Below are 21,827 nucleotides of genomic sequence, written 5' to 3'. Positions count from 1 at the left end.
TCACTCGGGCTCCTCCTGCCAGCGGTAGCCGCGCGGCGTCACCATCCGCCCGGCGATCTCCCGGGTCGCGGTGTTGCCCACGGTGACGACGGTCATCATGTCGACCGTCGCCGGGTCGAGCGCGGTCAGCGTCGTGAGCCGGGCGGACTCGTCCGGCCGCGAGGCGTTGCGCACGACACCGACCGGCGTCGTCGGCGCCCGGTGCTCGGCGAGGATGCCCAGCGCCTTGGGAAGCTGCCAGTGGCGGCCGCGCGAACGCGGGTTGTAGAACGTCACCACGAGGTCGGCCTCGGCAGCCGCCCGTACCCGCCGCTCGATGACCTCCCACGGCGTGTGCAGGTCGGACAGGCTGATCGACACGTGGTCGTGCCCCAGCGGCGCGCCCAGGATCGCGCCGGCCGCGAGCGCCGCCGTCACGCCGGGCACGCCGGCCACGTCGATGTCGTCGGAGGCCTCGGCGAGCGCGGGGGATGCCATGGCGTACACGCCCGCGTCCCCGCTGCCGATCAGCGCGACGGCCTGCCCCTTGCGGGCCTCCTCGACGGCCGTGCGCGCCCGCTCCTCCTCGGCCCCCAGCCCTGATTCCAGGATCCGGGTGCCGGGCCGCAGCAGATCGCGGATCTGGTCGACGTACTGGTCGAGTCCGACGAGCACGGAAGCACGCCGGAGTTCCGCCTTCGCGCGCGGCGTGATCAGGTCCCGGGCACCCGGCCCGAGCCCGACCACCGCGAGCCGCCCGCGCCCCGGCCGCCGTACGACGGCACAGGTCGCCATGGCGGGGCGTGCGGCGGACTTCCGCTTGGGGACGAGGAGTTCGCCCCCGCGCAGCAGGGCGGCGGCCTCCGCGACGGAGGGCGTACCGACGGCGGCGAGCGGCGCGTCGGACGGGTTGGGCACGTCGACGGCGGCCAACTCACCGGCGGAGTACGTCACCAGGGGCACACCGAGCCGCCGTGCGGCCTCGACGAGGCCGGGCTCCCCGGTCTTGGCGTCGACGGTGGCGAGCTCGGCGACCGACGCCGCGGCCAGCCCGGCCTCCCGCAGGGCGTCCTCGATCAGCCCGAGTACCTCCTCGACGGGGGCGCCCTTCGACGCCCCGACCCCGACGACCAGCGACGGCGGGCGCAGTACCACCTCCCGCTCGGACGTCTCGACGAGCCGGTCGGTCAGCCGGATCGTGTACGACCCCTCGGCGGCCACCGGGAGCGGCGGCAGCGGCCAGGCCACCTCGGCCCGCAGCGCCACCGCCTCACCGTCCAGCAACGCCCGGGAGACCCCGGCGACATCGCCCTCCACGGGCAGGCCGAGGGTGTCGAGGCCGGGCAGGTCCACGGCGTCCGTGGCCGTCGTCACGACCGGCTCGGCGCCCAGCAACTCCCCGACCTCCCGGGCGAGTTCATTGGCCCCGCCCGCGTGCCCGCCCACCAGGGACACCGCGAACCGGCCGCCCTCGTCGACGCACACCACGCCCGGGTCGGCCGTCTTGCCGGCCAGCAGCGGAGCCACCAGCCGTACCACCGCCCCCGTCGCCAGGAAGCACACGAGCTGCTCGCACTGCGCGAACGCCGCCCGCACGGCGTCCCCGACGGGACCCTCGTACACGCGCGTGCGGTCCGGCCAGGCGGCGGCCAGCCGGTCCCGCGCAGCCGCTCCCGCCGCGGTGGCGGAAATGAGCCCGATCACTGTGCGACTCCCTCTTCGATTTCCTCGATGCCTGCGGCAGGCCGGACGATCATCTGCCGGCACCCCGTTCGCGCAGTGCCTTGCGGGCCTCGGGGTCGGCCTTGCGGTAACCGTGGAAGTGACCCGGATGGTAGAGGTGCGAGCGCGTGCCGTGCGCGTCGAGTGCCGGGCCGACCAGGAACAGCGTGTGCTTCCAGAGCTTGTGTTCCTTGACCGTCTCCTCCAGCGTGCCGATCGTGCACCTCACGATCAGCTCCTCGGGCCAGGTCGCCTGGTAGGCGACGACGACGGGGGTCGTCGCGGGATAGCCGCCCTCCAGCAGTTCCCGCACGAGCTGCCCGCTGCGGGCCGCGGAGAGGAAGATCGCCATGGTCGTGCCGTGCCGGGCGAACTCGCGGACCTCCTCCCCGGGCGGCATGGGCGTCTTGCCGCCGCCGAGCCGGGTCAGGACGACGGACTGCGCGACCTCGGGGATGGTCAGCTCGCGCCCCGCGAGCGCGGCGACGGCGGAGAAGGCGGACACTCCCGGCACGACCTCCGTCGCGATGCCGATCTCGGCGCACCGGTCGAGCTGCTCCTGGGTGCCGCCCCACAGGGCGGGGTCGCCGGAGTGGATCCTGGCGACGCGCAGGCCCTCCTCCCGGGCCCGGCGGTACACGGCCACGACGTCCTCCAGGGACAGGGCCGCCGAGTCGAGGACCTCCGCGTCCTCGCGCGCGTGCTGGAGGACCTCCGCCTGGACCAGGCTCGCCGCCCAGATCACGATGTCGGCCTCGGCGATGGCGCGCGCGGCACGGAACGTCAGCAGGTCGGCGGCGCCGGGGCCGGCACCGACGAAGGTCACCTTGCCGGTGGGGGCGTCGGCCATGGAGTTGGTCCTCTCGTACAGGGGGTTCCGACAGACGGGGTGACGGACGGGCGAGTCAGAGCTTTCCGCCCCGCCCGCCGTCGCGCCGCGCCGGAGAGATGAGCGTCGACAGGTAGGGCAGGGGAGTGCCGTCGAGTTCTGCGGCCGGCCGGATCGACTCCTCCGTCAGCCCCAGCGCCGACCCCCACACCGCGTCGCCGATCCGCCCGGTCTCCCGCAGCGCCTCGGCGACCTCGTGCGCCTGCCGGCCGAACTTGTAGGCGACGACCGTCCCGGGCCCGGCGAGGGCCTCCTTGAGCACCGTCGCCCCCGCCGTGACGGGCACGAGCGTGAGCGGCTCGGTCCCCTCGGTCAGCACGGCGCCCGACCGTGCGGCGAGGTCCTGCATGGCGGTGATCCCGGGCACGGTCTCGACGACGGTCCCCGGCACCAGCTCGGCGATGGTCTGCGCGAGATACGTGAATGTGGAGTACACGTTGGGATCCCCGATGGTCGCGAAGGCGACGGCACTATGCCCGCGCAGCAGCTCGGCGACCCGCTCGCCCGCCGCGTCCCAGGCCGCCTCGCGCCGAGCGCGGTCGCTCCGCTCGTTCAGCGCGAACACGACCCGGACGACCTTCTCCTCGGGCACGTAGTGCAACACGGTCGCCTCGGCCCGTCCTCGCTCGCCCGTGTCCATGACAGGCACGACGACGACCTCGGCTTCCCGCAGGGCGTTCACGCCCTTGACGGTCACCAGCTCCGGATCCCCGGGCCCGACCCCGACACCGACCAGCCTGCTGCTCATGACGTCCGGCACCTCTCCACGAACCGACGGGCGACACCGGGCTCCGCGGCCCAGTGCGTGTGCAGATAGCTCGCGTGCACACCGCGCCGCACGAACCCCTCGACGCGCCGCTGAGGGGTCCGCAGGCCCCAGGCGGGTTCGGCCCCCGCCCCGGGCTCCACGGCGGTCCGGTGGAACTCGTGCCCCCGCATCCGCGTCCCCGCCGCCGCGAGCACACTGTCGCCGACGGCCACGGCGTCCCGGTACCCCAGGGTCAGCCGTTCGGTCATCCGCGCCCCGGCGTCCAGCACCCCGCACATGGGCAGTCCGTCCAGCTCCCGGCACAGATACAGCAGTCCAGCACACTCGGCGGCCACCGGAGCGCCGCTCTCCGCCAGGTGGGCAACGGCCTTGCGCAGGGGCTCGTTGGCGGACAGCTCGGCGGCGTACACCTCGGGGAACCCGCCCCCGATCACCAACCCCCGCGTCCCTTCGGGCAGTTCCTCGTCCCGCAGCGGATCGAAGGGCACGACGTCGGCACCGGCGGCGGTGAGGAGCTCGGTGTGCTCGGCGTAGGAGAAGGTGAACGCGGGCCCACCGGCGACAGCGACCCTCGGCTTCGGCTGCTCGTCCGACCGCGTCGGGTGGTGGGTGGGCGAGGAAACAGCCTCAGCCGCATCCCAAGCCGCACCCGACAACCCCGCCGCACTCCGGGCCAACTCCATCAACCCGTCGAGGTCACAACCGTCGGAGACCTGCGCGGCCATCGCCGCGACGGCCTCCACCGACTCGGCCCGCCGCTCGGCGACCGGCACGAGCCCCAGATGCCGCGACGGCGTGTCCACCTGCGGAGCCCGCCGCAACACCCCGAGCACCGGCACCCCCGTCTGCTCCAGTGCCTCCCGCAGCATCACCTCGTGCCGGTCCGACGCGACCTTGTTCAGGATCACGCCCCCGACCCGCACCTCCGGATCCCAGGAGACGAAGCCGTGCACCAGCGCCGCCACCGACCGGGACTGCGACGACGCGTCGACGACCAGCACCACAGGCGCCCGCAACAGCTTCGCGACATGAGCCGTGGAGGCGAGCTCCCCCTCCCCGGCGGCCCCGTCGTAGAGCCCCATCACGCCCTCGACGACCGCGATGTCGCACCCGCGCGCCCCGTGCAGGAACAGCGGCCCGACCAGCTCCGGCCCGCACAGATACGCGTCGAGGTTGCGCCCCACCCGCCCGGTCGCGAGCGCGTGGTACCCGGGGTCGATGTAGTCCGGCCCGACCTTGTGCGGGGACACGGCGAGCCCCCGCGCGGCGAACGCGGCCATCAGCCCCGTGGCGACGGTGGTCTTGCCACTGCCCGACGAGGGCGCGGCGACGACCAGCCGGGGCACGGACGAGGACATCACCACTCGATGCCCCTCTGCCCCTTCTGCCCCGCGTCCATCGGGTGCTTCACCTTGGACATGTCGGTCACGAGGTCGGCGAAGTCCACGAGCTTCTCGGGAGCGTTGCGCCCCGTGATGACCACATGCTGGGTGCCGGGCCGGTTCCGCAGGACGTCCACGACCTCGTCGGTGTCGATCCACCCCCAGTGCATCGGGTAGGCGAACTCGTCCAGCACGTACAACCGGTACGTCTGAGCCGCCAGGTCCCGCTTGACCTGCTCCCAGCCCTCCCGGGCCTTCTCCTCGTTGTCCAGCTGTGCGTCGCGCTGCACCCAGGACCAGCCCTCGCCCATCTTGTGCCAGGCGACGGACCCGCCCTCACCGGAGGCACCGAGCACACGCAGCGCGTTCTCCTCGCCGACCTTCCACTTCGCCGACTTGACGAACTGGAACACCCCGATCGGCCAGCCCTGGTTCCAGGCCCGCAGCGCGAGCCCGAAGGCGGCCGTCGACTTGCCCTTGCCGACGCCCGTGTGCACGACCACGAGTGGCCGGTTCCGGCGCTGTCGGGTCGTCAGACCGTCGTCCGGAATGACACTCGGCTGTCCCTGCGGCATTACGCGGCCCTCCTCGAAGTCCCCTGTACATCCCTGACCAGCCCGGCGATCGAGTCGGCCCGCAGCTCGTCCAGCGTTACGGCGGTGCCGCCCAGCTCACCGGCGAGCTGCCCGGCGAGCCCGAGGCGCACCGGCCCGGCCTCGCAGTCCACGACGACGGACGCGACGCCCTCGGCCGCGAACAGCCGCGCCGCCCGCCCGGCCAGGGCGACCGGCTCCGGGCCCCCGGTGGCCCGCCCGTCCGTCACCAGCACGACCAGCGGCCGCCGCGCCGGATCCCGCAACCGCTCCACCCGCAACACGTCGTGCGCGCGCAGCAGCCCGGCGGCGAGCGGCGTACGCCCGCCCGTCGGCAGCGACTCCAGCCGGACCGCCGCCGCGTCCACGGACGAGGTCGGCGGCAGCGCGACGTCCGCGCCCGAACCCCGGAACGTCACCAGCCCCACCTTGTCCCGCCGCTGGTAGGCGTCCAGCAGCAGCGACAGCACGGCCCCCTTCACGGCACTCATCCGCTGCCGCGCCGCCATCGAGCCGGAGGCGTCCACGACGAACAGCACGAGATTGCCCTCGCGCCCCTCGCGGGTGGCCTGCCGCAGATCGTCCCGGCGCACCACCAGCCCCGGCCCGGACCGCCCGCGCGCCCGCTGGTGCGGGGCCGCTGCCTGCACGGTCGCCGCCAGGTGCAGCTTCGTGAGTGTGCCCCGGGGCCGCCGGGAGCCGGTCGTCCGCCCGTGCTCGGTCCGCGCCCGCGAACGCCGCCCGGCGGCGCCCTCGCCGATCCCGGGCACGCTCAGCACCTTGGTCCGGAACGGCTCGGCAGCCCGTACGGCCGACTGCTCACCGGCGCCCGACGGCTGCGGCTGCCCGCCCTCCCCGGCCTCGGGCGTCGCGCCGGTGTCATCGCCCTGCGACCCGTCGTCGGGCTCCGGCTGCCCGCCGCCCCCACCGGGCCCGTCCGGCCCCTGGTCCGGGTCCGGGTCGGGGTCCTGGTCCGGGTCGTCGTCCCCGGAGAACTCCTCCAGGGTTTCGTCCAGCTTGTCCTCGTCAAGTCCCGGCGCGTCGAAGGGGTTGCGCCGCCGGCGGTGCGGCAGCGCGAGCAGCGCGGCCTGCCGTACGTCCTCGGCGAGCACGTCCGTACGCCCCGCCCAGGCCGCCAGCGCCGTCGCCGTGCGCGCCATCACGATGTCGGCGCGCATGCCGTCGACCTCGAAGGCCGCGCAGGTCGCCGCGATCTGCCGCAGCGCCCCGTCGCCCAGCCGCACGGACGGCAGCAGCTCCCGTGCCGCCACGATCCGCGCCCGTACGTCGGCCTCCTCGTCCGCCCACCGGGCCGCGAAACCGGCCGGATCGGCGTCGTAGGCGAGCCGCCGCCGGACGACCTCGACCCGCTGGTCGGGTTCCCGCGAGGCCGCGACCTCGACGGTCAGCCCGAACCGGTCGAGCAACTGCGGCCGCAGCTCGCCCTCCTCGGGGTTCATGGTGCCGACCAGCAGGAAGCGGGCCGCGTGCCGTACGGAGACGCCCTCGCGCTCCACGTACGAGGCGCCCATCGCGGCCGCGTCCAGCAGCAGGTCGACCAGGTGGTCGTGGAGGAGGTTGACCTCGTCGACGTAGAGGATGCCGCGGTGCGCGGCGGCGAGCAGGCCCGGTTCGAAGGCCTTCACGCCCTCCGACAGCGCCCGCTCGATGTCCAGCGCGCCCACCAGCCGGTCCTCGGAGGCGCCGACGGGCAGCTCGACCATCCGGGCCGGCCGGGCCTGGCCGGCGGTCCCCGGAGCGTGCGGCCCGTCGGGGCAGGCGGGGTCGGGGGAGGCGGGGTCGCAGGAGAAGCGGCAGCCGGGGACGACGTCCACCTCCGGCATGAGCGCGGACAGCGCCCGCACGGCCGTCGACTTGGCGGTGCCCTTCTCACCGCGCACCAGCACACCGCCGACCGCCGGCGACACGGCGTTCAGCAGCAGCGCGAGCCGCAGGTCGTCCTGGCCCACCACGGCCGTGAACGGGAACGGGGTGCTCACTTGTCGTCACCTTCCAAGTCGCCTTCGAGCTCCAGGTACGTGGCACGCAGCCGGTCCAGCGTCTCCGCGTCCGGCTCCGCCCACAGTCCGCGGTCGGCGGCCTCCAGCAGCCGCTCGGTGATGCCGCGCAGCGCCCAGGGGTTGGACGTCTTCATGAACTCCCGGTTCTCCGGGTCGAAGACGTACTCGGCGCTGAGTTTCTCGTACATCCAGTCGTCCACGACCCCGGCCGTGGCGTCGTACCCGAACAGGTAGTCCACGGTCGCGGCCATCTCGAAGGCGCCCTTGTAGCCGTGCCGCCGCATGGCCGCCATCCAGCGCGGGTTGACCACCCGGGCACGGAACACCCGGTGCGTCTCCTCGCCCAGCGTGCGCGTCTTCACCTGGTCCGGAACGGCCGAGTCGCCGACGTACGCCTCGGGGCTCGCGCCCGTCAGATGGCGGACCATGGCGACCATGCCGCCGTGGTACTGGAAGTAGTCGTCGGCGTCGACGAGGTCGTGCTCGCGGGTGTCCACGTTCTTCGCGGCCACGGCGATCCGCTTGAACGCCGTCTCCATGTCCCCGCGCGCGGCCCGCCCGTCCAGCCCCCGCCCGTAGGCGTAGCCGCCCCACACCGCGTACACCTCGGCGAGGTCCGCGTCGGAGCGCCAGTTGCGGGCGTCGATCAGCGGCAGCAGACCCGCCCCGTACGCCCCCGGCTTGGAGCCGAAGATGCGGGCGGTCGCCCGGCGCCGGTCGCCGTGCCCGGCGGTGTCCTCGTCGGCGTGCGCCCGGACGTAGTTCAGCTCGGCGGGCTCGTCCAGCTCGGCGACCTTGCGGACGGCGTCGTCGATCAGCCCCACCACGTGCGGGAACGCGTCCCGGAAGAAGCCCGAGATACGGACCGTCACGTCGATGCGCGGCCGGCCCAGCTCCTCCGGGGGGATCACCTCGAAACCGGTCACCCGGCGCGAGGCGTCGTCCCACACCGGCCGGCAGCCCAGCAGCGCCAGGATCTCGGCGATGTCGTCACCCTGGGTGCGCATGGCCGAGGTGCCCCACACCGTCAGGCCGACGGACTTGGGATACGCGCCCGTGTCGGTCAGATACCGCTGCACCAGCGAGTCCGCGAGCGACTGCCCGACCTCCCAGCTCAGCCGGGACGGGATCGCCTTGGGGTCGACGGAGTAGAAGTTGCGTCCCGTCGGCAGGACGTTGACCAGGCCGCGGGTCGGCGAGCCGGAGGGACCGGCAGGGACGTAACCGCCGTCCAGCGCCCGCAGGATGTGCCCGATCTCGTCGGTGGTCCGGGCCAGCCGCGGCACGACTTCCGTGCAGGCGAACTCCAGCACCGCCACGGCGTCCGCGACGTCCCTGCCGAGCACCTCCCGGACCAGCGCCGGGACGTCGGCGACCGCCCAGCCGCGCTCCTCCATGCCCTCCGCGATCCGCCGGCAGAGCTGCTCCAGCAGGTCGATCGCGTCGGCGGCGGTGCGTGCCGGCCCCGCCACCAGGCCCGTCAGCTCCGCCGGCACCTTCACCGCAGCGCCCGGCTCGGCCAGCAGATCCTTCTCCACCAGCCCGAAGTGCTCCGCCAGCGCCGCCCTGAGCCCCGGCAGCGCGTCGGCCTGCCCGCCCCACACCTGCGAGGCGCGCAGCACCGCAAGCACGAGGTTGACGCGCGGTTCACCGACCGGGCCGCCGCCCAGGATGTGCAGGCCGTCCCGGATCTGCACATCCTTGATCTCGCACAGATAGCCGTCGATGTGCATGACGAACTCGTCGAACGCGTCGTCGTCCGGCTGCTCGTCGACATGCAGGTCGTGGTGGAGCTCGGCGGCCTTGACGAGGGTCCAGATCTGCGCGCGCACGGCCGGTGCCTTCGCCGGGTCCAGGTCGGAGACGAGCGCGTACTCGTCCAGGAGCTGCTCCAGCTTGGCCAGGTCGCCGTAGGTGTCGGCACGGGCCATCGGCGGCACCAGGTGGTCGACGACCGTGGCGTGCCCGCGCCGCTTGGCCTGGGTGCCCTCGCCCGGGTCGTTGACGATGAACGGGTAGACCAGCGGCAGCTCCCCGAGCACGGCGTCCGGGGCGCACCCGGCGCTGAGCCCGAGGCCCTTGCCGGGCAGCCACTCCAGCGTGCCGTGCTTGCCCATGTGCACGATCGCGTCCGCGCCGAAGCTGTTCTCCAGCCAGCGGTAGGCCGCCAGGTAGTGGTGGGACGGCGGCATGTCCGGGTCGTGGTAGATCGCGATGGGGTTCTCGCCGAAGCCACGCGGCGGCTGGATCATCACCACGACGTTCCCGAACTGCAGGGACGCCAGCACGATGTCGTCCCCGTCGACGTAGAGGCCGCCCGGCGGCTCGCCCCACGCCTCGGTCATGGCGTCCCTCAGCTCCGGGTCGAGCTGGTCGAACCAGGCCCGGTAGTCCGCCAGCGGCACCCGCGCGGGCGCGGCGGCCAGCTGCTCGTCCGTCAGCCACTCCACGTCGTGCCCGCCGGCCGCGATGAGCCGGTGGATCAGCTCGTCACCGCCCGCGGGGTACTCGGTGAGGCCGTACCCGGCGTCCCTGAGGGCGTCCAGCACCCGCACCGCCGAGGCCGGGGTGTCCAGCCCGACGGCGTTGCCGACCCGCGAGTGCTTGGTCGGGTACGCGGTGAAGACGAGCGCGAGCTTCTTCTCGGCGTTCGCCTTGTGCTTCAACCGCGCGTGCCGTACGGCGATCCCGGCGACCCGCGCGGCCCGCTCCGGGTCGGCGACGTACACGGGCACGTCGTCCGCGCCCTGCTCCTTGAAGGAGAACGGCACGGTGATCAGCCGCCCGTCGAACTCCGGGATCGCCACCTGCATCGCGGCGTCCATGGGGGACAGGGCGGCGTCGGAGCCCTCCCAGGCGCGCCGCGAGGACGTCAGGCACAGCCCTTGCAGCACGGGGATGTTCAGCTCGGCGAGGGCGCCGATGTCCCAGGACTCCTCGTCACCGCCCGCCGAGGCCTGCGAGGCGTGGGTGCCGCCGGCGGCGAGGACGGTGGCGACGAGGGCGTCCGCCCGCCCGAGGATCTCGTACAGCCCCGCGTCGGCCCCGCGCAGCGAACCGCAGTACACGGGAAGCGCGTTGGCGCCCCGCGCCTCGATCGCGTCGCACAGGGTGTCCACGAAGGCGGTGTTGCCGCTCAGTTCGTGCGCCCGGTAGAAGAGCACCCCGACGGTCGGCCGGCCCTCGGTCTGTGCGCGCTCGCCCCGGACGCCGTACTCCGGCATCCGCCGCGGCGCGGCGAAGCCCTCACCCGTGAGCAGCACGGTGTCGGACAGGAACCGCGCCAGCTCGGTGAGGTTGGCCGGCCCGCCCTCCACGAGGTACTTCAGCGCCTCCGCCACGACACCGGCCGGCACCGACGACTCGGCCATCAGCTCCGCGTCGGGAACCGCCTCTCCGCCGAGCAGCACGGTCGGGACGCCGGACGCCTTCAGCGCGGCGAGCCCGTCTTCCCAGGCCCGCTTGCCGCCGAGCAGCCGTACGACGGCGATGTCCACGCCGTCGAGCAGGGACGGAAGCTCCTCCTGGACGTCCACGCGGGTCGGGTTGCCGATCCGGTACGAGGCTCCGGCGGTGGCCCGGGCCGCCAGCAGGTCCGTGTCGGCGGTCGACAACAACAACACAGTGCTCATGCGGGCGCTCCCGGTGGAATGAAGGGCAGTCCTCGTGGCGCGCCCGACTCGATGAGCCGCCACAGCGCGTCCGTGTCCGCGTGCTGTTCGATCAGGTCGCCGAGCCGGTCGAGCTGCTCCTCGCGCAGCGCGGCGAACGAGGTGTCCGGCGCCGGCACGAAGCGGCGCCCCGCGGCGGCCGCCACCTCGCGCAGGAAGGCCCGCCGGAACCCGTCCGACTCCAGCGAGCCGTGCCAGTGCGTGCCCCAGGTCTGGCCGACCCGGCAGCCGTCCAGGAAGGGGTCCCCTCCGGTGACGTCGGCGACGCCATGATGGATCTCGTAGCCCGCCACGAGCTCCCCGAGGGCCTCGCCCTCCGGCCGCGTCAGGGTCTTCTCGCGGGCGAACCGCACCCGCACGGGCAGGATCCCGAGCCCCTCGACATGGCCCCGGCGGCTCTCCACGTCGTCCTCGATGTGCTCGCCGAGCATCTGGAAGCCGCCGCAGATCCCGAGGACGGGCCGCTGCTCGGCGGCCCTGCGCACGAGCGCGCCGGCCAGCCCGCGCTCCCGCAGCCACTCCAGCGCACGGACGGTCCCCCGGGTCCCGGGCACGATGACGAGGTCGGCGTCGGCGAGTTCCTCCGGCCGGTCCACGAACCGCACCACGACACCCGGTTCTGCGGCCAGCGCGTCCACGTCCGTGAAGTTGGACATGAGCGGAACGGCGCACACGGCGACGCGCAGCACGTCCGCGCCGACCGGCGGGGCCACGACGGACTCCCGGACCGTGCCCCGCAGGGAGACGCGCAGCCCGTCCTCCTCGTCGATCCCCAGCCCGTGCCGGAAGGGCAGAACGCCGTACGTAGGCCGCCCGGTGAGCCCCTGGAGCATGTCGAGACCCGGCTCCAGCAGGGACACATCCCCCCGGAACTTGTTGACGAGGAACCCGGCGACGCACTCCTGGTCCTCGCGCGACAGCAGCGCGACGGTCCCGAAGAACGAGGCGAAGACACCGCCCCGGTCGATGTCGCCGACGACGAGCACGGGAAGCCCGGCGTTGCGGGCGATCCCCATGTTGACGATGTCCGTCCGCCGCAGATTGATCTCGGCCGGACTGCCCGCCCCCTCACAGATCACCGCGTCATACGTGCCCCGCAACTGCTCCAGGCAGTCCAGCACGGTCCCGAGCAGCTTCTGCTGCCGTCCGCCGTGGTACCCGCGTGCGCTGAGCTCCCCGACCGGCTTGCCCAGCAGCACGACCTGGCTGCTGCTCTCGCCGCCGGGCTTGAGCAGCACCGGGTTCATCAGCGCGGTCGGCTCGACGCGGCAGGCCTGCGCCTGCATGGCCTGCGCCCGCCCGATCTCGGCGCCTTCCTTCGTCACGAAGGAGTTGAGGGACATGTTCTGCGCCTTGAACGGCGCGACCTTGACGCCCTGCCGCACCAGCCACCGGCAGATTCCGGCGGTCACGACGCTCTTGCCCGCGTCGGAGGTGGTACCGGCGACCAGAAGCCCACCGCCCGTCATGACGTACGCCCTTTCGCGATGCGGCGCGCGGCGACACAGACGCCGAGCGCGAGCCAGCCGACACGCCTGGACAGCCGTACGGCCCGTTCGATGTCCCGGGTGCCGACGCCACGCCCCGCCCCGTTGAGCACGGGCCGGTGCTCGACGCGCCCGCCGTACGACAAGGTCCCGCCCAGCCGCACCCCGAGCGCCCCCGCGAACGAGGCCTCCACCGGCCCGGCGTTGGGACTCGGGTGCTTGCCGGCGTCGGCGCGCCAGGCCCGCACTGCTCCCCGCGGATCGTCCCCTGCCAGGGCCGCGAGCACGGCGGTCAGCCGGGCCCCCGGCCAGCCCGCGAGATCGTCCAGCCGCGCGGAGGCCCACCCGTAGCGCCGGTACCGGGCCGACTTGTGCCCGACCATGGCGTCGAGGGTGTTGACGGCCCGGAACCCGAGGAGCCCCGGCACACCGCCGACGGCCCCCCACACGAGCGCCCCCACGACCGCGTCGGAGGTGTTCTCGGCGACGGACTCGACCACGGCGCGGGCGATCCCGTCGGCGTCGAGCGCCTGCGGATCCCGCCCGCACAGGTGCGGCAGCCGGGCCCGGGCCCCGTCGACGTCCCCCGCCTCCAGGGCACGCCCGATGGCCCGCGCCTCCCGTGCGAGCGAAGTCCCCCCGACCACGGCCCAGGTGGCGGCACCGGTCAGTGCGACGGAGGCGACGGCGGAGTCACGCACGGCCCGCGCGGCGACGCCCCCGAGCGCGACGGCTCCTCCGGCACACACCACGGTGTGCAGCGCGCCCCACCCCCGGTGGTCCCGCCACAACACCCTTTCCACGGCTCCCGCGGCCCGCCCGAACACGGCGACCGGATGCCCCCGGCGAGGATCGCCGAGCAGCAGGTCACCGATCAGACCGGCGGCGGCGCCGTACGCGAAGACGCGACCGGCACCCATGGGCTCAGCCGGTCACAGGAGCGGGCAGGGGTGGGGTGCTGAACCTCGATCGGCAGCCGCGCATGGCGATATGTCCTCACTCAGGGTGTCCACGCCCTGGTTCGACTAGACCGGCGGTGAGAGTTCCTGGCTCCCGGGGATCACTACCCCGGTGACAGTGGCGGGACCGCGCCGGACTTCCACCGGCTTCCTCTCCTGCCGCCGTTACTGGCCCCGGCAGTCCACCATGGCCGGGAACAGCCGTCAACTTGCCGTTGACCTGCGGGGGGAGACTGTGGAGAAGCCCACACCGCCCCCTGCCACACGACGACCGGGCGGGACAGGACCGAAGTCCTGTCCCGCCCGGCGGGAACCTCGTGCGGTCGGGCCGTCAGGCCACGATCAGATAGATCCCGTATCCCACAGCCGCCGCGCACGCGGCGAAGCACGCGTACGCGCCGGTGACCGCGAGGCCCGCGGATCCGCCCTGGGCCACCGCCCGTTCGCGGCGGGACAGGCCGGTGATGCCGAGGGTGAACAGGGCCACCAGGGCCACGGTGACCACGAGGCTGACGCCGAAGACGGAGCCGAGGGCCGCCCAGTCGATCTTCATATCGGAGACTCTTCCTTGTTACCGGTCGGCGGGGTCAGACCGTGGTGGTCGTCGAGGGCGTCCGCTCGGCGGCGGCCTGGGCCGGGAACGACGGCACCGGGTCCTCCGTCGCCGTGCCGGCCGGCGGCGGCGTCACCGCGGCCATCGCCGTGGTCACCACACCGGCGGGCTCCGCCTCGTCGGTGTCGTTGACGTTGGTGTGGTCGACGACCTCACGCCGCGAGATCTTCCAGATCGCCGCGCTGGAGGTGACGAGGAAGACGGCCACCACCGCGGTGCCCCAGCTGCCGAAGCCGGTGACGTACTCGGCGAGCGCGGCCACCAGGGCCGCCGCCGGCAGCGTCAGACCCCACGCGACGAACATCCGCGTCGCCGTCGACCAGCGGACGACACCGCCCTTGCGGCCGAGCCCCGCGCCCATCACCGAGCCGGAGACGGAGTGGGTGGTGGAGAGGGAGAAGCCGATGTGCGAGGAGGCCAGGATGACCGTGGCCGCGCTGGTCTGGGCGGCGAAGCCCTGCTGCGGCTGGAGGTCGGTCAGGCCCTTGCCCATGGTGCGGATGATGCGCCAGCCGCCGAGGTACGTGCCGAGCGCGATGGCGATGCCCGCCGACAGGATGACCCACATGGGCGGGTCGGAGTCGGGGGCGACGGCGCCGCCGGCGACCAGGGCGAGGGTGATGACACCCATCGTCTTCTGGGCGTCGTTGGTGCCGTGGGCCAGCGAGACCAGGCCCGCGGAGGCGATCTGGCCGGCCCGGTAGCCCTTCTCGGAGGCCTTGCCGTCGGCCTTCTTGCCGAGGGTGTACGTCAGCCGGGTCGCGAGCATCGCCGCGATGCCCGCGACCAGCGGGGCGGCGATCGCCGGGATCAGGACCTTGGTGACCAGCACGTCGCCGTGGACCGCGCCGACGCCCGCCGAGGCGATCGTGGCGCCGATCAGGCCGCCCATCAGGGCGTGCGAGGAACTCGACGGCAGGCCGACCAGCCAGGTCAGCAGGTTCCAGAGGATCGCGCCGACCAGGGCGGCGAAGATGACCTCGGGACGGATGCCCGACTCGTCGACGAGACCCTTGGAGATCGTGTTGGCGACTTCCACCGACAGGAAGGCGCCGACCAGGTTGAGGACGGCGGACATGGCGACGGCGACCTTGGGCTTCATGGCACCCGTGGAAATGGTCGTGGCCATCGCGTTCGCCGTGTCGTGGAAACCGTTCGTGAAATCGAACGCGAGTGCGGTTACTACCACAATCGCGAGGATCAGCGAGAAGCTTTCCATTTACCCAGGCAATCGTTCGAGGTCATTGGCTGGACGAACGTAGGTAACCCGAGTGAACGGAAGATGAACTGGGAGGGGCGCAGGGGTGTCCGCAATCGAGGGTTACCGTTCCGCCCTGCTGTCAGGGTCCCCGCGCCCCCAAGGGCTAGGCCCCGCGCGCGAACTGTTTCAGTCGATCGAGTGACCCGTCGAAGAGATTCTGATCACCCGGCAGGCTCGGCACGTCGAGAGCCCGCCTGGCAGGATCGCCGCATGGCTGAGCAGCGAGGTGACGGGCGGGGCACGGGGGACGTCCGGGGCGGCGGACAGGATGCGGGGGAGTCGCGGCGCAGGGGTGTCCGCCCCGAGGAGGCGCGCGCCTGGGAGGAACTCGTCGCGACGGCCCGCCGGACCGTCTCCGACGGACTCGTCGTCGGCACGTCCGGGAACGTCTCGGTGCGCGTCGGGGACACGGTCCTGGTCACGCCGTCGGGCGTCCCCTACGACCGACTGAGGACGGACGACGTGACCGGCGTCGACCTCGACGGCCGGCAGGTCCTCGGCGCACTCGTCCCGACCAGCGAGCTGCCCATGCACCTCGCGGTCTACCGCACGACCGGCGCCCGCGCCGTCGTCCACACCCACGCCGTGCACGCGACGGCCGTCTCGACGCTCGTGAGCGAGCTGCCGCTGATCCACTACATGGCCGCCGCGCTCGGCGGACCCGTCCGGGTTGCCCCATATGCCACGTACGGCACCGACGAGTTGGCCGAGAACATGCTCCGCGCCCTCGCCGACCGCTCCGGCTGCCTCCTCCAGAACCACGGCACCATCACCCACGGGACGACACTGGACCAGGCCTACGACCGCACCGCCCAGCTGGAATGGATGTGCCGCCTGTGGCTGACCGCCGCATCGGTACCGGGCCTGTCCCCGAGCCTGCTGTCCGGGGAGCAACTGGCGGAGGTCCAGGAACAGCTGCGCGGCTACGGCCAACGCCGTTGACCTTCCGGGCGCGAGCACGACACGTACGTCTGCCCGCTCTCCGGGCACAGCCCCCCGATGCCCCGGTGCGTGTACATGCTCTACGCGCCGGGGCGTACGCGGGGCTTCCCGGCCGAGTGTCCCCGCCCCGCCCCGCTTCCGTCGCCGTCACCCCGCCGCTGCCTCCCACTGGTCGCTCGCCCGGTCCGCCAGGACACTGGAGCCGTGCGCACTGTCAGAGCGACGGCCGCTGCCGTCACCGCCGTGATCGGAGTCGGCGCGGCCGCCGTGGCCGCCGGGCGGTTGGCCAGCGACGCCGCGCTCAAGGCGCCTCCCGGGCGGCCGCTGCCCACCGAACCCCGGCTCACCGTGCACGGCACCGCCGCGGGGCAGATCAGCCTCACCCGGGACCTGGCCGCCCTGCGGCCCGGCCGCTACGGCCTGTCCGGCAACGGCGCCCACGCGATCGTCGGCCCCGTCCTGGCCGGAGCCTCGGACACCGCCGACACCGTCGTGCGCCGCCTGGAGAGCGTCACGCACGGCACCCTGAAACCCGGCGACAAGGCCTGGCTCACCCCGAACGTCCACGTCGGCAACCCGAGCTCCGCCCTCGGCCTCGAACACGCCGACATCGACATCCCCGGCGAACTCGGCGCCCTGCCCGCGTGGTTCGTACCCGGGGCCCGGGACACCTGGGTGATCGCCGTGCACGGCCTCGGCACCACCCGGGAACTCGCCATGAACGTCATGGAGTTCCTGCACCGCAGCCACGTCCCGGTGCTCGCCCTCGCCTACCGCGGCGATCTGGGCGCACCCCGCCCGCCCGACGGCCTGAACCACTTCGGCGAGACCGAGTGGCGCGACCTCGACGCGGCGATCCGCTACGCCGTGCGCTACGGCGCCCGGCAGGTCGTCCTGCACGGCTGGTCCACCGGCGCCACCATGGCCCTGCGCGCCGCCGCCCACTCGGGACTGCGCGACCGCGTCTCCGGGCTCGTCCTGGACTCCCCGGTGCTCAGCTGGGAGACCACCCTGCGCGCCCTCGCCGCGGCCCGCCGCACCCCGGGTGCCCTGCTGCCCCTGGCGGTCCGCGCCGCACAGGGCCGCACCGGCCTGTACGGCGAGCGCGCCGGGAACACGGACTCCTCCGCCGGGCTCCGGATCCCGGCGCTCGTCTTCCACGGACCGGGCGACACGGTGGCCCCCTGGCAGCTCTCCCGCAGGCTCGCCGACGCCCGCCCCGACTTGGTCGCCCTCCGCACCGTCGGCAACGCGCCCCACGGAGCGATGTGGAACGCCGACCCGCAGGGCTACGAGGAGGCGCTGCGGCGTTTCCTGACACCTCTCATGTGACCCTGCCCTCGCATCTCATGTGACCCCTGCCCTCGCACACCCCCGTTCACGCCCCCTTCGCCCCGTCGCAACCACGTCCCGTCCCGCTCCCTGCCGACCGGTCGCGACGATTCCGTTTAGCGGCGTACCACTGGCCTGTTTGCGGCCCTCGACCGCTCACGGGACCCCGTGCGTTGGCCATCCCCGTCGCCCGCCGTGACATTCCGTTTGGGTTTTCGGACCGTCAACCGGAAGACTGCCCCCGTGACGTCCCGTATCCCGCGCGACTCCAGGCTTCGACTCGTCCGCCCGCGACCCCTGGCCGCCGCCCCCAGAGCGATGAACCAGCGGCGCTCGCGCCGCCCCGCACCGCGCCCCCCGGAGGGCACCCCGGCACCGGCGGAGCTGGCCAGAATGGCACGCTCAGGTCTTGCCGACGCGGCCCGCGTCGCCCGCTGGGCCGACACCGAACTCGGCCCCGGCCGGGGCAGCGCCACCGCCGACGGCAAGGCCACCCTCTCCGCCGCGACCGCCGAACGGGCCGCCCGCGAGTTGGGTCTGACTCCGGATCAGGTCAGAGCCGACTGGGACACCGCCCGCCTCGCCGGTCTCGTCGAGGTGCACGGCGACAGCGCCCGCCCCGGCTGGCGGCTGCGCGCCTGGGACCGCGACGACAGCGCCGTACTGCGCGGCTGGGTCGCCCTCTTCGACGCCTGGTCGCTCGCCTGTCCGCAACCCCGGGACCACGAGCCCGCCGCCGTCGCCGAGGTCGTCTCGGCCATGCCGCAGGTGCTCTCGTTCCTCCAGCTGTCCGCCGGCCCCGTCCCCGTGGAGCAGCTCCTCGACCTCCTGGAGCAGCGCGTCACCGAACTGCGCACCGCGCGCTGCGAGATCCCCTACGGCCCGCAGCCCGAGCCGCAGGCCGAGCCGGCGCCCACGGACGCCCCGCTCGCCCCGCTCCTCGACTGGGCCCTGCGCGCCCTCGCCTCCGTCGGCGCCCTCACCTACGGCGACGGCCAGGCCACGCTCACCCCGCTCGGCAGCTGGGCGGTCTGGGTCAAGCTGGAGCAGATCTGTGTCGCCGCGCAGAGCCCTGCCGGGAACATCGAGCAGGCGGCCGAGGACATGCTCCGCGGCTGCGCCCAGCTTCGCCCGAACGCGGCCCGCGCCGAGTACCGGGCCTGGCTCGCCGCCCGCACCGTCGGCAGCGCCGTCACCGAACTCCTGGCCGCCGCCCGCGGCGAGGACGCCCTGCTGCGCGGTCTCGCCTTCGAGGCGCTGCGCGTGGTCGGCGCCCCCGCCGAGCCGGACGTCCGCGCCGTGCTGGACGAGCCGACGCTCAGGCCGTACGCGCTGCTGTGGCTGGCCGAGCACGACGGGACCGACCCCGAGGACGCCCACGAGGTCCTCACCCGGGAGGAGGCGACCTGGCTGTGGGTGGACACCGCGGCCGCCGTCGCCGACCACGGCGAGGCCCCGCTGCTCGTGCGCCACCTGGAGTCCGCCGTGCAGCCGACCGTCCCGATGCTGCTCGACGAGGTGCGGGCCGTGGGACACCCGCGGACCGTGCAGGTCCTGGTCGCCCTCGCCGCGGCCCACCCGGACCCGGCCCTGGCCAAGGCCGTACGCCGCGCGGCGTTCCAAGTGCACACCGGAGGCAGCTAGCCGCACCCGCCGCCGTGGGCCGTCAGCCCGGTATCTCCGGCGCGTACGTCCCGAAACTCCACACATTGCCCTCGAGGTCCCGGGCCATGTAGTCCCGCGAGCCGTAGTCCTGGTCCGTCGGGGGCATCAGGATCTCCACGCCGTGGTCCAGGGCGCGGCGGTGGTGCGCGTCCACGTCGTCCACCACGACGTACACCCCGGTGGTACCCGCGTCCTTCATGGCCGCGTCGAAGACGCCGCCCCGGCCCTTGCTGCCGACCATCACCGCGCCGTTGCCCTGCACCAGCTCGGCGTGCAGCACCGCGCCGTCCTCGCCCTCGAACACCGACAGCTCCGTGAAGCCGAAGGCCTCCGTGAGCTGCCGGATCGCCGCTTTCGCGTCGGCGTACAGCAGCGTCGGACAGATGCTCGGGCGCCCGCCGGACGTGCCTGCCATACCGATCACTCCCTTGTGTCGGTCGCCGGAAATCCGATGCTCCGGCCCTGTTGCTCAGTCTCGCACCCACCACCGACAGCGACCCGGCGAGACGAGACCCGGCGAGACCAACCGAACACCCGCACGCAGAAAAAGTGCTTGCACCGCCCCGTTAGACTGTCCCCCATGGCCTTTCTCCTCGCGCATTAGACGGCGGGAACGTCCTCAGCCGCCCATCCCGCCCCCGTATCCGCCCTGGAGTCTGTCCGTGATCTCCGCCTCCGGTATCGAGCTGCGCGCCGGTGCCCGCGTCCTCATCGAAAACGCCACCTTCCGAGTCGCCAAGGGCGACCGCATCGGCCTCGTCGGCCGCAACGGCGCAGGGAAGACCACTCTCACCAAGTGCCTGGCGGGCGAGGGCATGCCCGCCGGCGGCACCATCACCCGCTCCGGCGAGGTCGGCTACCTCCCGCAGGACCCCCGCACCGGCGACCTCGACATCCTCGCCCGCGACCGCATCCTCTCCGCGCGCGGCCTCGACGTCCTGATCCGCAAGATGCGCGACAACGAGCAGCGCATCGCCAACGGCCAGGGGTCCACCCGCGAGAAGGCGCTCAAGCAGTACGAGCGCCAGGAGACGGAGTTCCTCACCAAGGGCGGGTACGCCGCCGAGGCCGAGGCCGCCACCATCGCCGCCGCGCTCAACCTTCCCGACCGGGTGCTCGGCCAGCCCCTGCACACACTCTCCGGTGGTCAGCGCCGCCGTATCGAGCTGGCCCGGATCCTGTTCTCCGACGCGGACACGCTGCTGCTCGACGAGCCCACGAACCACCTCGACGCCGACTCGATCATCTGGCTGCGCGACTACCTCAAGACCTACCGCGGCGGCTTCATCGTGATCTCCCACGACGTCGACCTGGTCGAGACGGTCGTCAACAAGGTGTTCTACCTGGACGCCAACCGCGCCCAGATCGACGTGTACAACATGGGCTGGAAGCTCTACCAGCAGCAGCGCGAGGCCGACGAGAAGCGCCGCAAGCGCGAGCGGCAGAACGCCGAGAAGAAGGCCTCCGCGCTGCATTCGCAGGCCGACAAGATGCGGGCCAAGGCCACCAAGACCGTCGCCGCGCAGAACATGGCCCGCCGAGCGGACAAGCTGCTGGCCGGCCTGGAGGCCGAGCGGAAGTCCGACAAGGTCGCCAAGCTGCGCTTCCCCGAGCCCGCGCCCTGCGGCAAGACCCCGCTGATGGCCGAGGGCCTGTCGAAGTCGTACGGCTCGCTGGAGATCTTCACCGACGTCGACCTGGCCATCGACAAGGGCAGCCGCGTCGTCATCCTCGGCCTCAACGGCGCCGGCAAGACCACCCTGCTGCGGCTGCTGGGCGGCGTGGAGCAGCCCGACACGGGCGCGGTCGTCCCCGGCCACGGTCTGAAGCTCGGCTACTACGCGCAGGAGCACGAGACCCTCGATCCGGAGCGCACGGTCCTGGAGAACATGCGCTCGGCCGCCCCCGACCTGGACCTGGTGGAGGTCCGCAAGACGCTCGGCTCGTTCCTGTTCTCCGGCGACGACGTCGACAAGCCCGCCGGTGTCCTCTCCGGCGGCGAGAAGACCCGCCTGGCGCTCGCCACCCTGGTCGTGTCCTCGGCGAACGTGCTGCTGCTCGACGAGCCGACCAACAACCTCGACCCGGCCAGCCGCGAGGAGATCCTCGGCGCGCTGCGCACGTACAAGGGCGCGGTCGTCCTCGTCACGCACGACGAGGGCGCGGTCGAGGCGCTCCAGCCGGAGCGGATCATCCTGCTGCCCGACGGCGTCGAGGACCTGTGGGGCGCCGACTACGCGGACCTCGTCGCCCTCGCTTGATCGAATGCGTGATCAACGGCGTATGGATCATTCGGCCTAGCGGTGATCCATCATCTGTGTGAGATCTCCTCGTACCGAGGTGTGTCCTACATCGATTTCGCGGCCGAGCCCCCGATTCTTCCGGGCTCGGCCGCGACGCCTTTCTGACCTGGCATTTCCCGTGGCAATCCGTTCGGGCGTACGGACGCCACTCTTCGGAATTTTGTATTCCACTTGTGGGGACGCGCTCCCGTCGTCACAACCTTGTCTCACGGACCTTGCCGAATGGGTGGCCATCAGGG

General features: G+C 73.1%; 16 protein-coding genes and 1 riboswitch. Of the genes, 4 read left to right on the top strand and 12 right to left on the bottom strand.

Annotated features, from left to right (window positions below):
* The 11 genes from cobJ to CP976_RS10470 form a co-directional block, all read right to left on the bottom strand.
* Window positions 1-1,683, bottom strand: coding sequence for a precorrin-3B C(17)-methyltransferase (gene cobJ, locus CP976_RS10520; protein WP_150480101.1), 1,683 nt, complete (start codon window positions 1,681-1,683; stop codon window positions 1-3).
* Between the two features lie 49 nt (window positions 1,684-1,732).
* The gene (cobM, locus tag CP976_RS10515) at window positions 1,733-2,551 is read right to left on the bottom strand and encodes a precorrin-4 C(11)-methyltransferase (protein WP_150480100.1); all 819 of its coding nucleotides are present in this window, start codon (window positions 2,549-2,551) and stop codon (window positions 1,733-1,735) included.
* Window positions 2,552-2,606: 55 nt separating this feature from the next.
* Complete coding sequence (cobI, locus tag CP976_RS10510) at window positions 2,607-3,338, bottom strand: precorrin-2 C(20)-methyltransferase (RefSeq protein WP_150480099.1); 732 nt, start codon at window positions 3,336-3,338, stop codon at window positions 2,607-2,609.
* On the bottom strand, window positions 3,335-4,717 hold the full coding sequence (locus CP976_RS10505; RefSeq protein ID WP_150480098.1) for a cobyrinic acid a,c-diamide synthase CobB: 1,383 nt from the start codon (window positions 4,715-4,717) through the stop codon (window positions 3,335-3,337). The genes cobI and CP976_RS10505 overlap by 4 nt, the downstream gene beginning before the upstream one ends.
* Window positions 4,717-5,316 carry a cob(I)yrinic acid a,c-diamide adenosyltransferase gene (gene cobO / locus CP976_RS10500; RefSeq protein ID WP_150480097.1) on the bottom strand — a complete coding sequence of 200 codons (600 nt, stop codon included), beginning with the start codon at window positions 5,314-5,316 and terminating at the stop codon, window positions 4,717-4,719. The genes CP976_RS10505 and cobO overlap by 1 nt, the downstream gene beginning before the upstream one ends.
* On the bottom strand, window positions 5,316-7,334 hold the full coding sequence (locus CP976_RS10495; RefSeq protein ID WP_150480096.1) for a putative cobaltochelatase: 2,019 nt from the start codon (window positions 7,332-7,334) through the stop codon (window positions 5,316-5,318). The genes cobO and CP976_RS10495 overlap by 1 nt, the downstream gene beginning before the upstream one ends.
* Window positions 7,331-10,987 (bottom strand): cobaltochelatase subunit CobN, encoded by a 3,657-nt coding sequence (cobN, locus tag CP976_RS10490; RefSeq protein WP_150480095.1) that lies wholly within the window; start codon window positions 10,985-10,987, stop codon window positions 7,331-7,333. The genes CP976_RS10495 and cobN overlap by 4 nt, the downstream gene beginning before the upstream one ends.
* Complete coding sequence (locus CP976_RS10485; RefSeq protein ID WP_150480094.1) at window positions 10,984-12,495, bottom strand: cobyric acid synthase; 1,512 nt, start codon at window positions 12,493-12,495, stop codon at window positions 10,984-10,986. Before CP976_RS10485 ends, cobN begins: the two co-directional genes overlap by 4 nt.
* On the bottom strand, window positions 12,492-13,433 hold the full coding sequence (locus tag CP976_RS10480; RefSeq protein WP_150480093.1) for a cobalamin biosynthesis protein: 942 nt from the start codon (window positions 13,431-13,433) through the stop codon (window positions 12,492-12,494). Before CP976_RS10480 ends, CP976_RS10485 begins: the two co-directional genes overlap by 4 nt.
* Before the next feature lie 101 nt (window positions 13,434-13,534).
* Window positions 13,535-13,673, bottom strand: a riboswitch (cobalamin riboswitch).
* A gap of 130 nt (window positions 13,674-13,803) precedes the next feature.
* The gene (locus tag CP976_RS10475; protein ID WP_033310903.1) at window positions 13,804-14,025 is read right to left on the bottom strand and encodes a hypothetical protein; all 222 of its coding nucleotides are present in this window, start codon (window positions 14,023-14,025) and stop codon (window positions 13,804-13,806) included.
* A 34-nt stretch (window positions 14,026-14,059) separates the two neighbouring features.
* On the bottom strand, window positions 14,060-15,304 hold the full coding sequence (locus tag CP976_RS10470; RefSeq protein ID WP_150480092.1) for an inorganic phosphate transporter: 1,245 nt from the start codon (window positions 15,302-15,304) through the stop codon (window positions 14,060-14,062).
* A 252-nt stretch (window positions 15,305-15,556) separates the two neighbouring features.
* Here CP976_RS10470 and CP976_RS10465 point away from each other — a divergent pair, with 252 nt between their 5' ends.
* From CP976_RS10465 to CP976_RS10455, 3 genes are all read left to right on the top strand, one after another.
* Window positions 15,557-16,288 carry a class II aldolase/adducin family protein gene (locus tag CP976_RS10465; RefSeq protein WP_150480091.1) on the top strand — a complete coding sequence of 244 codons (732 nt, stop codon included), beginning with the start codon at window positions 15,557-15,559 and terminating at the stop codon, window positions 16,286-16,288.
* Window positions 16,289-16,492: 204 nt separating this feature from the next.
* The gene (locus tag CP976_RS10460) at window positions 16,493-17,620 is read left to right on the top strand and encodes an alpha/beta hydrolase (protein WP_150480090.1); all 1,128 of its coding nucleotides are present in this window, start codon (window positions 16,493-16,495) and stop codon (window positions 17,618-17,620) included.
* 243 nt (window positions 17,621-17,863) lie between these two features.
* Window positions 17,864-19,264 (top strand): hypothetical protein, encoded by a 1,401-nt coding sequence (locus tag CP976_RS10455; RefSeq protein ID WP_190147061.1) that lies wholly within the window; start codon window positions 17,864-17,866, stop codon window positions 19,262-19,264.
* Between the two features lie 22 nt (window positions 19,265-19,286).
* On the opposite strand, the gene CP976_RS10450 is transcribed toward CP976_RS10455, so the two are convergent.
* A complete protein-coding gene (locus tag CP976_RS10450) occupies window positions 19,287-19,700 on the bottom strand; it encodes a VOC family protein (RefSeq protein ID WP_150480089.1) in 414 nt (137 codons plus the stop codon).
* Window positions 19,701-19,947: 247 nt separating this feature from the next.
* On the opposite strand from CP976_RS10450, the gene CP976_RS10445 reads away from it, so the two are divergent.
* Window positions 19,948-21,546, top strand: a complete 1,599-nt coding sequence (locus CP976_RS10445; RefSeq protein ID WP_086852169.1) for an ABC-F family ATP-binding cassette domain-containing protein — start codon at window positions 19,948-19,950, stop codon at window positions 21,544-21,546.
* Window positions 21,547-21,827 lie beyond the last annotated feature (281 nt).

It is taken from the genome of Streptomyces coeruleorubidus, assembly GCF_008705135.1.
Taxonomy (GTDB): Bacteria; Actinomycetota; Actinomycetes; order Streptomycetales; family Streptomycetaceae; genus Streptomyces; species Streptomyces coeruleofuscus.
This window is presented reverse-complemented; position numbering and strand designations above follow the sequence as displayed.